A 14,115-nucleotide genomic window follows, 5' to 3' on the forward strand; every position below is an offset into this window, starting at 1 on the left:
TTATTTCATTGTCACTTTGCCGCCAATCATTTTGTAAGCGGGGGTTCCTCTTACTAAAGTATCTCTTGCAAACTCTTGTCCGCAAGCGGGGCAAATACATGGGGTTTGTGTGAAATCGTCAACAATGCGCTCTTTGAAGCATTTAACCAGTGCGCCTTTCCCGCCTTTACGGTACTTAAATAGTTGAGTTTTACACTTTGAGCAATAGATATCGACGGTTTTCGTCGGCTGCTTCTTATTCGGTTTCGCCATGGTTACTTTCTATATCCGGTTTGACCCATACATTATTAAAATCAAACCAACCTAAGGCATTACACTTTGCATTTTGTAACGCACCGCTGTGGTCTTTATTCACGCCTAGCCAACAGTGAAACATAGGAATCACCTGACAGCTTTTTACTAACTGTCGTCCTAGCTCACGCGCAGGAAAGTCTGTGTGCATCCCAGCACGCCATTGATCGACAAGTTTAGCCCATTCACTAAAATCGTAACCTGAACTGAACTTCTCAATATCACTGTAATCCAGGAGCCAGCCCGCCAACGCGTCATTTCGGTTCGTTGCAATGCCCATAGCTTTCACCCAGATATCCACTTCCTCCGGTGCGGGCGGTTGAGAATCATAACGAATAAACTCAACCTCTATACCGTGCGGTTTTAAGAGTGTCTTGATGGCCTTGGCAACTACTGGAAACATCGGATGCTTTTTCTGATACGCTACGGAAATTACCTTATTAGCCTGTGGTACGCTGCCCGCTTCTGCTGGCCTAAGATCAATCCAACCGGGCTTAAGGCCAAAGGCTTGCAATACTCCCAGTTCCATCACTTTATCTTGTGGGACATGCGCGTAAATCTGGTGACTGTTGAGGGTTTGCGAGAGGAACTCTGCCCAACGTGGATCTTTTGCAATCCCAGTGTTTTTGTTTAGTAATAGGAATGTACAGCCAGGGTCCAGCTCGACTTCATCGGATGAACCTTGTTTATCCATCTTCGGCTTTGACAGGCTTGGATAAACCATTGAAGAATAGGCTTCATCGATTACCCACACCTCCACTTGGTCAAGTAAAGGGCGAAAACCAAAGTAGCCATCAAAAGCAGTCAAAATAAGACGCTTATCATCATTCATTTTAACTTGGAACGGCCCTGTCCCTATCGGTTGTCTATCAAAGCTTTCAGAACGCAAAGCACTCGGTAGCAAAATTTTTGCTTGCGACTCACTCAGAGCCAGAGGCAGGTAGCGATCAGGACGGACGAGCTCAATATCAACGGTCCACTCTTGTGGTGAAGACACCCGCTTTATGTGAGAAAACAAGTTCAAGCCATTTAACGCAAGCACACTTTCAAGAACACAACTGGTTGTTAACGGTTCACCATTATGAAAGCGTACTCCACGACGAAGATAAAAACGCCAATGAGTATCAGAAATTGCTTCCCACGTGTGGGCTAAATCTGGTTGAAGTTGTTCATTTTCATCAAGGCGAGTGAGTCCGCTAAAAATTTGTCTGGCGATGTGCTGTTCAGAACGCCGCATCGGTTTCTGCGGGTTTAACATCGACAATGGTCGATAATAAGGCAAACGCACGACCTGCTCGCCCTGTCGATGCTGAAGCCCTAAATAACCTTGGATAACCTGCGTTAATCGTGCCGCATCGTTATCAAGCGCATCTAGAGCCTGACCGATTTTCCCTTCATCGAGATAACGCCTGGCGAGGTTTTCGCTGACGTCGCTTCGATTACGTTTAAAAACGAGTTTCGAAAGTTTTCCTCGACCCGCTGCCGGATGCCACTCAATCCAGCCCTCTTCTTCAAGTTTATTTAGAACAATACGAGCATTACGACGTGTACAAAACAACGCTTCGGTGATGTCTTCGAGCTGAACGTCCGTATCGTGACCGGAAAATTTTTCAAACAGTGTTTCGAACTGAACACGTAAACGAGGGCTACTCATAAAGAGGAAATTCTTATCTTGTTGTCGATAAGCTAAGTTTCCTCATTTTTACCAAAAAGTGCAAACATCACACTATAAATTATTGAATATCGATACCAATTTCTCGCGAAAGTTCGGCCAGTTGTTCCTCGTTGTCCAGCTTGATAGACCATTTGCACTCTGCTCCATGAGATAAAACAACGTTCGCTCCTCTACCCAGCAACTGAATTGCATCGGTTTGCGCTTGCAAGGTTACCATTGCACTACCGGAGAGCTTAATCACTATTTCACGCTGGGTTGCAATGATTTTTCCTAATGAAAACTCAATCACCATCTTAGTTTATACCGACTTTGTTTTGTGTTGTTTCACAGCGATGGTCAAGCGACTGGTACACACTAAACGGCCTCGCTCATCAGTGATATCGATTTGCCACACTTGCGTTGAAATACCCAGATGAAGCGGTTTTGCCGTACCAATCACATGACCACTTCGCATGGCTCGCACATGGTTCGCGTTAATATCTAAACCGACGCAGTAGCTGCCCTCATCGACAGAGAAGTTTGCAGCCAATGAGCCTAATGTTTCTGCGAGCACGACTGATGCACCACCGTGAAGCATTCCTAAAGGTTGATGAGTAAAGCTGCATACGGGCATGGTTGCTGTAAGGGAGTCGTCAGTGAAATCTGTATATTTAATTTGTAGGTGCTCGATCAGGGTATTTTTTGACGTGGCATTCAGAATCTCTATGCTTACGGGCTTTTTCCATATACTCATTGTTTTACTCTTAGTTTCACAAACTGGTTTGTTAGGTTGTAACGATGTGCTAGGAAGCTAGCATAGACGCTACTTGGGCATAACTTCAAGACGTAACATCTCACCTTCTTTATTAATCAGATGAATAACTTGATCCATGCATCATGTTACTATTTGGGTATATACTATTGCTTCGAAACAAAAAATTAAATGGAGCCTGTTATGAAGGTATGGATGAAAGCCTCTGCTCTTTTAACTATCGCGGGTTTAACAGCGTGTAGCGCATCACCGACGGGTCGCAACCAGATCCTGATGTTTTCAGATCAGGAAATGTCATCGCTTGGCGCTAAATCTTTCGAACAAATGAAGAAAGATATCCCAATCAGCAAAGACCGCAAAACGAATGCCTACGTTCAATGCGTTGCCAAACACATCACTGACACCATTCCCGCTCAATCTGGATTTAAAGACTGGGAAGTCGTTGTTTTTGATAGTGAACAAGTCAATGCGTTTGCTCTACCAGGTGGGAAGATCGGCGTGTATACCGGGCTTTTAGATGTCGCGAAAAACCAAGATCAGTTGGCAACAGTCATTGGTCACGAAGTCGCTCACGTCCTCGCTGACCACAGTAATGAACGTCTCTCACAAAGTCAGTTAGCAAATGCCGGGTTGTCTCTAGCAAACGTTGCCATTGGCGCTTCCGAGTACAAACAGTATCAACAAATGACGATGGCGGCACTTGGTGTCGGTGTTCAATACGGTGTTATCTTGCCATACGGTCGTACTCAGGAATCCGAGGCTGATATTGTCGGGCTGGAATTCATGGCAAAAGCAGGTTTCGACCCACGTCAAAGTGTCGATTTATGGAAAAATATGAGTGCTGCATCAGGTGGTTCTCAACCACCTGAATTCTTCTCAACCCACCCATCGCACAGTACGCGCATTAAAGATTTACAAGCAACCATAAATAAGCTGCCTGCGTATAACGCGAAAGCACCAAGATGTGGCTAATTCATTGCTACTATCGTCTACTACTTAAGCTTGCCAAATAAAAAAGCTCCCTAGGGAGCTTTTAATGATTCTAATCAAGTGCCCAATATCTGTAGCGGCAAACTTAACAAACTATCTCCGAGAGTGGCAAAATACCAGATGATAGAAACAAAACCTCCGACAGAGACCAAGTACCAAGCCAGTGAGAATAGCTGCCCATAACGGGTTAATGGCAATAAATGGCTTTGATGTCGAGCTCTCCATTCCATCACCACTTCTAACATTCCCATTAACAATAAAAATCCTAGCAATGTCAGACCGAAATAGTAACTGATAAAAATGCCTAATAAAGCGGTCGCAATACTGCCAACTAACCCGACCCAAGTATTCATTGAGAAGGTAATACTTTTGAGCACATGGCCACCATCTAATGGTAAAATAGGCAGCAGATTAAATAGGTTTAGCAAGGCGTTAAACACAGCAAGCCCAGCGAAGATCACCTCACCAGTCATCCAATAAAGCAAAGTAAAAACAACACTAAGTACTAAACCGAAAAATGGTCCCATGATTGAGATAACCACATCCTGCCAGCGCGTGTTTATCTTTTCGTCACTTAGCGCCAAACCACCTAGGAATGGAATCAAATAGATCCCTTTGGTCTTCATTCCAAAATACTTCATCGCTCTAATGTGACCATATTCATGGAAAACCAAACAAGCGATCAACGCTAGCGCGAACTCGATGGAAAATAGCCAAGAATATGCAGCGAGACTTGCAGACGCTAACGCCACTTTAATAACTTTCGCACTTTTAAGTGCTTTCATCCCAAGAGATACGAGGCCTATTACACTTAAACGCTTTTCGGATGGTGGCGTAACTTCTGGCACTTGGCGCTCGATGTCTTTTTCATTTCGACAACCTTCGTTGACGAGCTCACCGTTAATTGTGACCTTGTAACTCAATTCAAACGGTTGCCATGTTAAAGAACACTCTAAATGACAGTTCAGGATTTCCTCACCCGCAGAGAGCTTAAACTGGTGTAGACAAGTCTCTGCGGTATTGTCACTGGCATCGATTTGAGACACCAACGTATTATCCCAATATAACTGCTGCCACCCAGCCATCGATCCTTCGAACCTTAGCGAACGACCTAAAAATTCAACATTCAGTAATTCCAATGCGGTTCCTATTGCGTCTATTGAATAACTACATAGCGAGCGCGAATTATGCCTGTGAAGTGAAGAAACAGCAAAGCGAGCTATCTCTTGATTTGATCGTTATTTAACTATAAAGCTCGCAAAACAATTCTGGTCGTACCATTCTCTTCAAAAATATAACGATAATACATGCCCTTACAAGCCATCGTTTGACCTATGCATCATATTTAAAACGCAAAATACGCTCAAACTTTGACAAGTTATTAAACATACAATTAACATTACATTTACATCACCGTTGTATTTCGCGTATTAACAATTGGTGTAAGTACCACACAACAATTACAAGGACTTCGGTCCAGCATTATGACACCCTAGGAGGGTCAAGGATGAACAAGAAGCACTGCTCTCTGCTTACAATTTCAATATTGTTTGCGTGTAATGCCCACTCAGCGGGCTTCCAGGTAGCTGAACATTCGGCATCTGGTCTTGGTCGAGCATTTTCAGGTGAAGGGGCTGTCGCAGATAATGCCAGCGTCCTTGCCCGTAACCCTGCAGCAATGACACTTTTCAAAGAAGCTCAATTTTCGGGCGCGTTATCTATCATCGACCCTGAAGTCGATGTGTACGACACTGTAAACAATGAACACGCGAAAGATGTCGCCCCTTTACAGATCGTGCCAGCAGGTTATTACATCAGCCCTATCAATGATAACTGGGCTTGGGGTATCGGTATGTTCACAACATACGGTGTTGCCACTGACTATCCAAATGATATTTCCGCAGGTGATATGGCGGGTGACACTTCCCTACTTTCAGTAAACATCAACCCTAATGTCGCTTACCGTATCAACGAGTCTTTCAGTGTCGGTGGTGGTATCAACCTAGTTTACGCTGAAGCAGAGCTGACTCGCCACAAAGGCGCACTCGCCCGTATTTTAGGTGGTAATAAGTCCGATAACCTTGTCGGCATGGAAGGCGAAACTTTTGCTTGGGGTTGGAATATTGGCGCTTTGTACGAGCTAAATGAAAACAACCGTTTTGGCTTTGGTTACCGTTCTAAAGTTGATCTAGATTTTGACGACGGTGAGTTTAGTAGTTACGACTCAGGCCGAGCTCCATCACCAAAAGTGGATGGCCGTTTAAAAATCTCTCTCCCTTCAATTATCGAATTATCGGCTTTCCATCAACTGAATGAACAATGGGCAGTACATTACGGCTGGCAACAGACCGATTGGAGCACATTTAAAGAACTGAAAGCGACGAGTCCTCAATGTAATGATGGAACTGCTGGTCAATGTTTCTACAAACCAGAGAAATACGAAGACAACAACCGTTATTCTATTGGTGCAACTTACACCCTCAATGCGGATTGGGCATTCCGTGCAGGTTTTGCGTACGACGAACAAGCAGGTGAAGCGACATTGAGTATCCCTGACAGTGACCGTTTTTGGTACAGCGCGGGCCTAACTTACGCAATGAATGAGAATTTAACTTTCGATGCAGGCTTTGCACTTGTTAAGAGTAAATCAGGCTCTTTCACTGAGACAAATGCTCTGGGTGAAGAGATTAAGTTTGACTCAGAAGGTACTGCTTACATCAGCGCGGTACAGATGAACTACACCTTCAAATAATGGGATTACGGAGTAAACCAATGAAACACACGTTTAAATTATCAATGCTTTGTTCTGCAATCCTTCTTGCTGGTTGTGGTGATGATACTTCCAGCTCTGGTACTTCCGACAAAGTTCAATTTGAAGATGAAGTGCAAGCATTGCTTGATCGCGAAACATCCATCAGTTTTACGCTTCAAGGAGCGAACGCAGATGTACCGGCACCATCTTACTTATTAATGGACACAAGCGATGGTACGCTTGGTCTGCCAACTGATGGCGATGATGCTTTAACCAACCCTAGAGCCTCGATGAATACGATGGATGGATGGTCAACGTCTATGCCAATCGTTCTTAACTTCAACGGCGATGGTTTTGCAACGGGCATGTTGCCGTCTGGTGTTAAAGTCATCAAGATTAACCAACGCTTAACCGAGTGGGACGGTAAATCTAACCCAATCGAAGAGGTACTCGTTCAGAACCAAGACTACGTAGTTCAAGCAAAAGGTAACTCTCTATACATCCAGTTCTTGGCTTCACTTGATGAGTCAAGCGAGTACATTTTTGCGGTTACACAAGATGTTACTGACGTGAATGGTGAGCCAATCGGTACATCAGCCAGTTACGCGACAGGTAAATCGAAAGAAATCGTTTATGAAACTGGTGCTCTTGCTTCTGTTCAAGCGGTGACACAAGCGGTTGAAGGCATTTTTGGTTTAGCTCAAGTTAACCCTAACGACATCGTTTACTCCTCATGGTTCAGTACCCAGTCTGTAGGTGATACGTTAGCGGCAGTCAAAGGAGTAACCGCTACTGGTTTTTCTACCGGCGCAAACACACTAAATACCGTTTACAAAAATGACTCAAACGAAGGTTCAGTAGACTTATCAACGGCCTACACAATAACGCTCGGTGAAACCCAAGACTTTAGCACTGCGCTAGACTCTGACGATGACTTTAGTAAATACATTAGCGATCTAGACGCAGCTAAAACGGCAATTAAAGGCCTTTACATGCAATCAGGTGCCGATGTAAGCGTGACACAAGGTGTGGTAAGACTGCCTCATTATCTGGAAAAAGGCACAAGCTGGAACATGCAACCAATGGTATCTGCGATGCCAAGCCTAGCGAAGCTAAGCGCAGCATTAGCGGATCCGAACGAGCAAGCAAACATGGTTCAGCAGCTATCAACAGGCATTTTTGCAAATGATCCTGTTGATGTGACAAAGCTTGCTACAGATCCTACAGAGCAGCTAAAACTTGTTGGAGCTAAGCTTACTCTTACCGATGGTACCCAGCTTGATAGTGAGCGTATTATTACTCGCTACTCGCCTGTTCCCGTAGTGAAATCGGTTGAAGATGTCGAAGTACTGGTCTTCACACCTAAATCTGGCGTCGCGACAGACGTTGTGATTTATCAACACGGCATCACCTCTGCGAAAGAGAATGCGTACGCGTTCGCGTTCAATATGGTAAAAGCAGGTGTGGCAGTTATCGCTATTGACTTACCTATTCATGGTACGCGCAGCTTAGATGAACAACGTTCCGCAAATGCGAATGTACTGGCTTATCTAAATCTTTCCAACTTAGCCGTTGCGCGTGACAACCTACGTCAAAGTGTTCTGGATGTGTTAGGTTTGCGCGCTAGCTTGGTAGTATCTGCTCAAGGCGGTCTTTTAGCTGGAGGTCCTCTGCAAGGCTTCAACCCACTGACGGGTTCAAAAGTCAAAATGCTAGGTCATTCACTTGGCGGTATTGTCGCTACATCTGCCGTCGCAGCAGCAAACAATACATTGGGCAGCCCTACTGCGGATGCACTGTACACCTTTAGTTCTGCATCAGTACAGAACTCTGGTGGACAAATTGGTAATTTGTTACTGGGTTCAGACAATTACGGCCCTCAGATCAAACATAACCTCGCTTATGCAGCATCTAAAGACTATGCGAGTTACGCTGATGCATCATGTGCGGATCTAGAAGATAAAACATGTTACGAAGCATTTGAGGCTGCGGCAACGGAAGCTCAAGTAGCAGCGCTAGAAGCAGGTTTCTCACAATTTATCTATGCAGCACAGACTACACTAGACACTGTCGATCCGTTCACAAACGCTTCAGATTTAGTGGCATCTGGCTCGCTAACGACACCATTCTTTATGACAGAAGTGGATGGCGATAGCACAGTACCAAACATCGTTCCAAATGCACCATTCGCTGGTACTGAACCGCTTGCTAATAAGCTAGGGTTGAAGACTGTGAACAGTACGGACACTACTGTGAATGCAACTGCGAGCTTTGTACAGTTTAATGCTACTGCATCGCACAGTACTTTTGCTTCGCCAAATGGCACTCTGTCTGATATTGATCATCATGTAGAGATGCAGATGGAAAACACTGACTTCTTAATGGATGACGCACTAACAGGTGTCACTAACACTTCTGTTTTGAAGTAATCGCAACACCCTTCCTACCAAAGCCCAGTTTCTACTGGGCTTTTTCATTTCAATTGTATTCAAACCCACTCATATTTCCTCTGCTATAGTTAAAACGATGTCTTTGCCTAACTCACTTGTTTAAAAGGAAAACTCTATGCGCGTATTGACTGTTATTGCCACTGTATTACTTCTTGCTGCATGCGGAAGTAGCCAATATCTGATGTCGACAAATGAAGGGAAAATTATTACCTCTTACGGTAAACCAGACCTGAACGAGGAAACGGGTATGTACGAGTATGAAGACATGGATGGTAAAGAAATGAGTATTTCAAAAGAGCAAATTGTCCAGATTGTCGAACGTTAACGACAGGCCCTCTGTAAATTAGAGGGCTATGTTCTAGCCACCCTCTCTCTACATTTACCTCTTTTAGGTTTGTAATCGTTGTAGAAATTGACACAACCAATTCATAAACCAAAACAATTAATAGTGTCTTTTATACTTCCGTATTATTTATTTAGCGAATATTTTACATCTTCACCTTAATCAGGTTGGAGTATTGTAAAATCTAATCTTTAATTCGCTAACACCCTTTTATTTCTCAGGATAAAGTGGATAATACCGCCACAAAATAACATTACTAAGGTGAGTCCTTATGTCTATTGAAGCTACTCTGCTTGCGCGCTGCGAGTCAAAATGTGAACTGTGTTCTTCTGAATCTCAACTAACTGCATACGCTGTCCCACCTCACGGTAATGTGACGGTTGATACTGCCATCATGGTTTGTGATAAGTGTCTGGGTGAGATCGATGAGCCAAAAGACATTAACCACTGGCGTTGTCTAAACGAAAGTATGTGGAGCCAGGTTCCTGCTGTACAAGTGACTGCATGGCGCCAACTCACTCGCCTAAACACAGAAAGCTGGGCTCAAGATGCTCTTGACATGATGTACATGGAAGAAGAGCAAATGAACTGGGCAATGAAAGGGATGTCTGCTGACGATAAAACGGTTGACTGTAACGGCACTGAACTTAAGAAAGGTGACGATGTAACAGTAATTAAAGACCTACCAGTAAAAGGCACTAACCAAGTAATCAAACAAGGTACAGTGATTCGTGGTATTAGCCTTGGCGATGATCCAAAGCTAGTTTCGGGTAAGGCAAATGGTGGTCAGTCGATGTACGTGATCGCAGAATACTGCCGCAAGAAGTAATATCGCACTTCAGTCATGTCTACCTCCTCTAGAGTGTTTCTTTTCTAGGGCGTAGGTTGAGTAGGCATGTTTTACAAATAAAAAAAATACCGGCTCATAGGCCGGTATTTCTTACACTATTTCATATCAACGGTACATACCGATGTCTTTTTGAATATGTGCTGACAAGTCTTCTGCGTAGTAACTGCGTGGCGCAGTGTTATCTACAAATAGAATGTCCAGTAAGTGAGCAATCAGTCCTTTGAAGTTAACCGCGTAGGTTTTCTTATCCATAGAGGTTGGTAAAGCTACATTTGTCATTTGCATTGCTTGTGCCATGATTGCCTCTCTTTAAAAGCAGTAGTCTGTTTAGTTGGTTGTATGTTAGTCAGTTTCTTATTGTTTAAGAAATGACAAATTTTACCCATTCAAATTAGAATTTCTAATAAAACAAACTCATTACAAAGCTCAAAAATACAAATGAATAATAACGGCATAAATAATCACAATTGCTGTAATTACATTGAATAACTGAACATTACCTGCATAATTGCCCCTTAAGCAACAACATATATTTAACAATATTTTTCGTTATTTCTTTTGATTTTAGTGCTTACTTTATATTTTTTGATTAGTAATATTAACGCTAGTTTGACGCTTCGCTTTATTTTTTAGGAGTGATGCAACCACTGCCGATGTCATCACAACAACTAAAAATGTGAGAGACCATGCTGTCGGAATCTCATATTCTGTTCCAACCAATAGCATTTTTACCCCGATAAACATCATGATTACTGATAATGCTGGTTTTAAGTATACAAACTTGTCTAACATTGCTTGAAGAACAAAGTACAGCGATCGCAAACCCAGTAATGCAAATACGTTCGCGGCTAAGACTAAAAATGGCTCTCGCGTTACCGCGAATATAGCTGGTATAGAATCCAACGCAAACATAACGTCCATTACTGCAATGACACCAACAACGATCAGCATCGGTGTTGCCACCCACTTACCAGCTTGCTTTAAGATTAAGCGATTTCCTTGGTAGTCATCTGTAACTGGCAATACCTTTCGAATCAACTGCTCCGGATATGGATTAACCTCTTCTGCTTCGCCTTTGTCGCGAGCTAGCTTAACACCCGTCCAAATAAGAAAAGCAGCAAATAAGTACAATACCCAGTGATACTGTGAAAGTAACTGAGCACCAACCGCAATCATGACAGCGCGTAAAACTAGCGCACCTATCACCCCCCAAAGCAATGCTCTCGGACGCAAGTGCTCCGGCACACTGTATTGTGCAAAGATGATGGCAAACACAAACAAGTTATCCACGCTTAGCGACTTCTCTAGTAAGTAACCAGTTAAGAATGAAATCGTTGCTTTGTCGTTCGTATAAGCGCTATGTGGCGCGTAAAAGTCCCAGAATAAATAAATAGAACCTGCAAAAACAAAGGCAAGCAAGAACCAAAAAACACTCCAAACGATGGCTTTTTTCATCGTGATAACGCCACCACGTGTTTGATAGATATCAAGCGTAACAAGAACAAGGGTAAATAAACCAAAAGCACCATACATCGCTAATGATTCTTGAAGAGGCACCGATTGGCTCAATTGGGTGGTATTTTCGATAAGAGACATATTTCCTCCCATGGCGGAAGGACTTCGTTTGGTGACCTTCCGCAGACAATAACAACCAACAGCCACATAACGATTATGTGCTGCTAGTCAATGAATGCGTTGGTCTCGTTGAAGTGTTGACGTGAATGAACCACGTAACACCTTTACTTACCGGATAAGCTGATGCTTAACGAGATGACGATAAGTAAACTTGCGCTAACTACTCCCCAAACGCCGACATAATAACGCCGAGCGTCAGGCTTTCCAACAAAAAAGCCTTGTCTTATCGAAATAAAATTCTTATCAAAAATCAGGAAGCACTATAAAAAGAAAAAAATGGATTCAACCACCTGAACTTTAGTAAACAGACAAAAAGCAGCAAATGGCTCAAGACAAACTCTTCATTGGTTAGAGCCCTAACGGGGAAGATAGATACAAAAAAGGAGCATTACTGCTCCCTTTTGTAACATCCACATTCTTAGCAATTCAAAAGCCGCTTAGAGGCACAAAGTAGACCAGTGTTGACCAAATTGCGATCCAGGCAACCACGACTGCCGTATCTGCCCAATCTTTATTCCACATACTGCCACCCTCATCAACCCATGTAGTAAGTGGAGAGCAGCAAAATCAATACCAGTATCTATTATCGACGTCGCTTTGTGTAAAGTTTGTGACTTTGATTCAAACAGTTTGGCTCATCGGTCAGGAGTTCAATAAAACAATCAGCCATGGACAAACTGGTCACACGCCCTTCTCCTTTCATCTCCTGCAATGCGTCGTACCCCTCTTTCCCTTTCATCGTATAGGCAGAAGAAGTCCCTCGATACCAAACATCATCTTGAACACCTACCCATTGTTTACCATCAAAAATCACTAATGATTGAACTCTTTCACCTTTTGGGGCATCTGCGTGGTACTCGAAGTTTAAATTGTAAGTGTACGGATAACTGCCAGATCCAGTGCCTTCTACGCCATTGTTGAGTGCATTATTTATCGCGCCTTCAAGTGCACGGCGAATAGCGCTGCCTTTTACATCGTAAAAGCCGATAGGAACGGCAAAAGGCAACAGCCGTCCGGCAATGTCTGCCACTGTGATGTTGCCAGGGTTCAAAGAGGTTCGCACGCCACCCGCATTATGAATTGCAAATTGAACGTCATATCCACGTTTGTTTAAACAGTGCAGAAATGATCGGGCAACGGAGGAAGCCAACTCACTCTCACCAAATTCATCGGGAATTCTCACATGACGCTTTTTGGTGTCAACACTAGCAATGACTTGTGACTGTAACTGCCTGACCTGAGGAATATATTTATCGCTCAGGATCGCTTGAGTTTCCGGGTGTTTCTTACAAACCACGACATTCGGTTGACCATGGATGAAGTCGCACGCGGTTTCGAATACATCTTGGTCGAGCTGTTGGTTTAGCGTCGAGTCCCAAAAAATACGTCGACCAAGCAACAGTTCATTTTGTCCACTCAACATCGTTGCTTTACCGTGTTCATCAAACTCAATGACGCAGTGCCCCATTGTCAAAGCATGGAAACCCGCTTGCACCACATAGGTATCATTAATTTTGATACCGTAGGGATCGTCTTGTCCTAACCCTATTGATGAAAAATCACCTTGCAACCGGTGGCTGTGTCCACCAACAATTATACCAATACCTGCGACTTGCTCAGCTAACTCTAAATCACCTTCATAACCTAAGTGGCTCAGAAGAATAATATTTTTTATACCTGATGAATGGATTTGTTTTACGGTCGCCTTGGCGGTTTCAATTGCTGAGTGAAAAGGCGTGTCTGCATCAGGGTTTGCGATGTCGCTCATTTTATCTATGGATAATCCGAAAATCGCGACCCGCTCACCATGGAATTCTTTAACAATGTATTGAGCGCTCTGTGTATCCGGTTGGTAACTATATACATCCTTGCAATCACTGATACGGTGAGGTTTTTTAAGTGATTCATTGGATAAATCCCAGTTGCCAGCAAGCAATGGGAACTGAGTACGTTGGCAAAACAATGCAACTGGCTCATTCCCCATATCTAATTCATGGTTACCTAACGCCATTGCATCAATCTTTAATGCGTTCAATAAGTCGGCATTGGCTTTGCCTTTAAATAGTGAGAAATACAGCGTGCCTTGGAAGCAATCTCCGGCATGGAGGAACAACATCCCATGACCTTGGCGCTGAGCATCATCTCTTAACTGCTCGACTCTGGTTGCGATACGAGAAAAGCCGCCAGCACTGACATAGGGTTCTAGCGTGAGTTCATTGTTTATCTTAAGCTTTAACTGTAATGACGTTGGTTCAAAGTAGGAATGTGTGTCATTGATGTGTGCCAGTTTGATTCTCACTGGCTTATGATTGTTATTCATCTTCATCTTCTCTTTTTTCATTCCTTATAATAATAAGAAGTGAATCATGACAGAATCA

The 14,115-nt window shown here is 43.4% G+C and carries 13 protein-coding genes; 5 read left to right on the forward strand and 8 right to left on the reverse strand.

The features are described 5' to 3' along the window. The 4 genes from R8O70_RS12995 to R8O70_RS13010 form a co-directional block, all read right to left on the reverse strand. On the reverse strand, positions 1-252 hold the full coding sequence (locus R8O70_RS12995) for a hypothetical protein (RefSeq protein WP_017634167.1): 252 nt from the start codon (positions 250-252) through the stop codon (positions 1-3). After that, complete coding sequence (locus R8O70_RS13000) at positions 236-1,945, reverse strand: SgrR family transcriptional regulator (protein ID WP_005386283.1); 1,710 nt, start codon at positions 1,943-1,945, stop codon at positions 236-238. Before R8O70_RS13000 ends, R8O70_RS12995 begins: the two co-directional genes overlap by 17 nt. 79 nt (positions 1,946-2,024) lie before the next feature. Continuing rightward, positions 2,025-2,258, reverse strand: a complete 234-nt coding sequence (locus tag R8O70_RS13005) for a DUF3389 domain-containing protein (RefSeq protein WP_005376338.1) — start codon at positions 2,256-2,258, stop codon at positions 2,025-2,027. Positions 2,259-2,264: 6 nt separating this feature from the next. Further along, positions 2,265-2,699 carry a hotdog fold thioesterase gene (locus R8O70_RS13010; RefSeq protein ID WP_005376340.1) on the reverse strand — a complete coding sequence of 145 codons (435 nt, stop codon included), beginning with the start codon at positions 2,697-2,699 and terminating at the stop codon, positions 2,265-2,267. Positions 2,700-2,900: 201 nt separating this feature from the next. Between R8O70_RS13010 and R8O70_RS13015 the strand changes: the two genes are divergently transcribed. Then, on the forward strand, positions 2,901-3,689 hold the full coding sequence (locus R8O70_RS13015) for a M48 family metallopeptidase (RefSeq protein ID WP_017634168.1): 789 nt from the start codon (positions 2,901-2,903) through the stop codon (positions 3,687-3,689). Positions 3,690-3,763: 74 nt separating this feature from the next. Here R8O70_RS13015 and R8O70_RS13020 read toward each other — a convergent pair whose 3' ends face one another. Beyond that, positions 3,764-4,792: a site-2 protease family protein gene (locus R8O70_RS13020; RefSeq protein ID WP_042520855.1), complete on the reverse strand. Its 1,029-nt coding sequence runs from the start codon at positions 4,790-4,792 to the stop codon at positions 3,764-3,766. 422 nt (positions 4,793-5,214) lie between these two features. Between R8O70_RS13020 and R8O70_RS13025 the strand changes: the two genes are divergently transcribed. From R8O70_RS13025 to R8O70_RS13040, 4 genes are all read left to right on the forward strand, one after another. After that, positions 5,215-6,459, forward strand: a complete 1,245-nt coding sequence (locus tag R8O70_RS13025) for an outer membrane protein transport protein (protein WP_171342933.1) — start codon at positions 5,215-5,217, stop codon at positions 6,457-6,459. Between the two features lie 20 nt (positions 6,460-6,479). Then, the gene (locus tag R8O70_RS13030) at positions 6,480-8,888 is read left to right on the forward strand and encodes a VolA/Pla-1 family phospholipase (RefSeq protein WP_171342932.1); all 2,409 of its coding nucleotides are present in this window, start codon (positions 6,480-6,482) and stop codon (positions 8,886-8,888) included. A gap of 136 nt (positions 8,889-9,024) precedes the next feature. After that, on the forward strand, positions 9,025-9,234 hold the full coding sequence (locus R8O70_RS13035) for a YgdI/YgdR family lipoprotein (protein WP_005376349.1): 210 nt from the start codon (positions 9,025-9,027) through the stop codon (positions 9,232-9,234). Between the two features lie 289 nt (positions 9,235-9,523). Further along, positions 9,524-10,081, forward strand: coding sequence for a PhnA domain-containing protein (locus tag R8O70_RS13040; protein ID WP_005376350.1), 558 nt, complete (start codon positions 9,524-9,526; stop codon positions 10,079-10,081). Positions 10,082-10,207: 126 nt separating this feature from the next. Here the strand turns inward: R8O70_RS13040 and R8O70_RS13045 are convergent, their stop codons facing one another. The 3 genes from R8O70_RS13045 to R8O70_RS13055 form a co-directional block, all read right to left on the reverse strand. Further along, positions 10,208-10,399: a hypothetical protein gene (locus R8O70_RS13045; protein ID WP_005376351.1), complete on the reverse strand. Its 192-nt coding sequence runs from the start codon at positions 10,397-10,399 to the stop codon at positions 10,208-10,210. A gap of 279 nt (positions 10,400-10,678) precedes the next feature. After that, positions 10,679-11,698, reverse strand: a complete 1,020-nt coding sequence (locus R8O70_RS13050; RefSeq protein WP_062730983.1) for a TerC/Alx family metal homeostasis membrane protein — start codon at positions 11,696-11,698, stop codon at positions 10,679-10,681. A gap of 622 nt (positions 11,699-12,320) precedes the next feature. Further along, on the reverse strand, positions 12,321-14,063 hold the full coding sequence (locus R8O70_RS13055) for a bifunctional metallophosphatase/5'-nucleotidase (protein WP_171342931.1): 1,743 nt from the start codon (positions 14,061-14,063) through the stop codon (positions 12,321-12,323). Positions 14,064-14,115 lie beyond the last annotated feature (52 nt).

Source organism: Vibrio sp. 779(2023), assembly GCF_033344285.1.
Taxonomy (GTDB): domain Bacteria; phylum Pseudomonadota; class Gammaproteobacteria; order Enterobacterales; family Vibrionaceae; genus Vibrio; species Vibrio alginolyticus.

Bases quoted from the DNA above. Each gene is read 5' to 3' on its own strand.
- R8O70_RS12995 (WP_017634167.1), bottom strand. From the start codon at position 252: ATGGCGAAACCGAATAAGAAGCAGCCGACGAAAACCGTCGATATCTAT.
- R8O70_RS13000 (WP_005386283.1), bottom strand. From the start codon at position 1,945: ATGAGTAGCCCTCGTTTACGTGTTCAGTTCGAAACACTGTTTGAAAAA.
- R8O70_RS13005 (WP_005376338.1), bottom strand. From the start codon at position 2,258: ATGGTGATTGAGTTTTCATTAGGAAAAATCATTGCAACCCAGCGTGAA.
- R8O70_RS13010 (WP_005376340.1), bottom strand. From the start codon at position 2,699: ATGAGTATATGGAAAAAGCCCGTAAGCATAGAGATTCTGAATGCCACG.
- R8O70_RS13015 (WP_017634168.1), top strand. From the start codon at position 2,901: ATGAAGGTATGGATGAAAGCCTCTGCTCTTTTAACTATCGCGGGTTTA.
- R8O70_RS13020 (WP_042520855.1), bottom strand. From the start codon at position 4,792: ATGGCTGGGTGGCAGCAGTTATATTGGGATAATACGTTGGTGTCTCAA.
- R8O70_RS13025 (WP_171342933.1), top strand. From the start codon at position 5,215: ATGAACAAGAAGCACTGCTCTCTGCTTACAATTTCAATATTGTTTGCG.
- R8O70_RS13030 (WP_171342932.1), top strand. From the start codon at position 6,480: ATGAAACACACGTTTAAATTATCAATGCTTTGTTCTGCAATCCTTCTT.
- R8O70_RS13035 (WP_005376349.1), top strand. From the start codon at position 9,025: ATGCGCGTATTGACTGTTATTGCCACTGTATTACTTCTTGCTGCATGC.
- R8O70_RS13040 (WP_005376350.1), top strand. From the start codon at position 9,524: ATGTCTATTGAAGCTACTCTGCTTGCGCGCTGCGAGTCAAAATGTGAA.
- R8O70_RS13045 (WP_005376351.1), bottom strand. From the start codon at position 10,399: ATGGCACAAGCAATGCAAATGACAAATGTAGCTTTACCAACCTCTATG.
- R8O70_RS13050 (WP_062730983.1), bottom strand. From the start codon at position 11,698: ATGTCTCTTATCGAAAATACCACCCAATTGAGCCAATCGGTGCCTCTT.
- R8O70_RS13055 (WP_171342931.1), bottom strand. From the start codon at position 14,063: ATGAAGATGAATAACAATCATAAGCCAGTGAGAATCAAACTGGCACAC.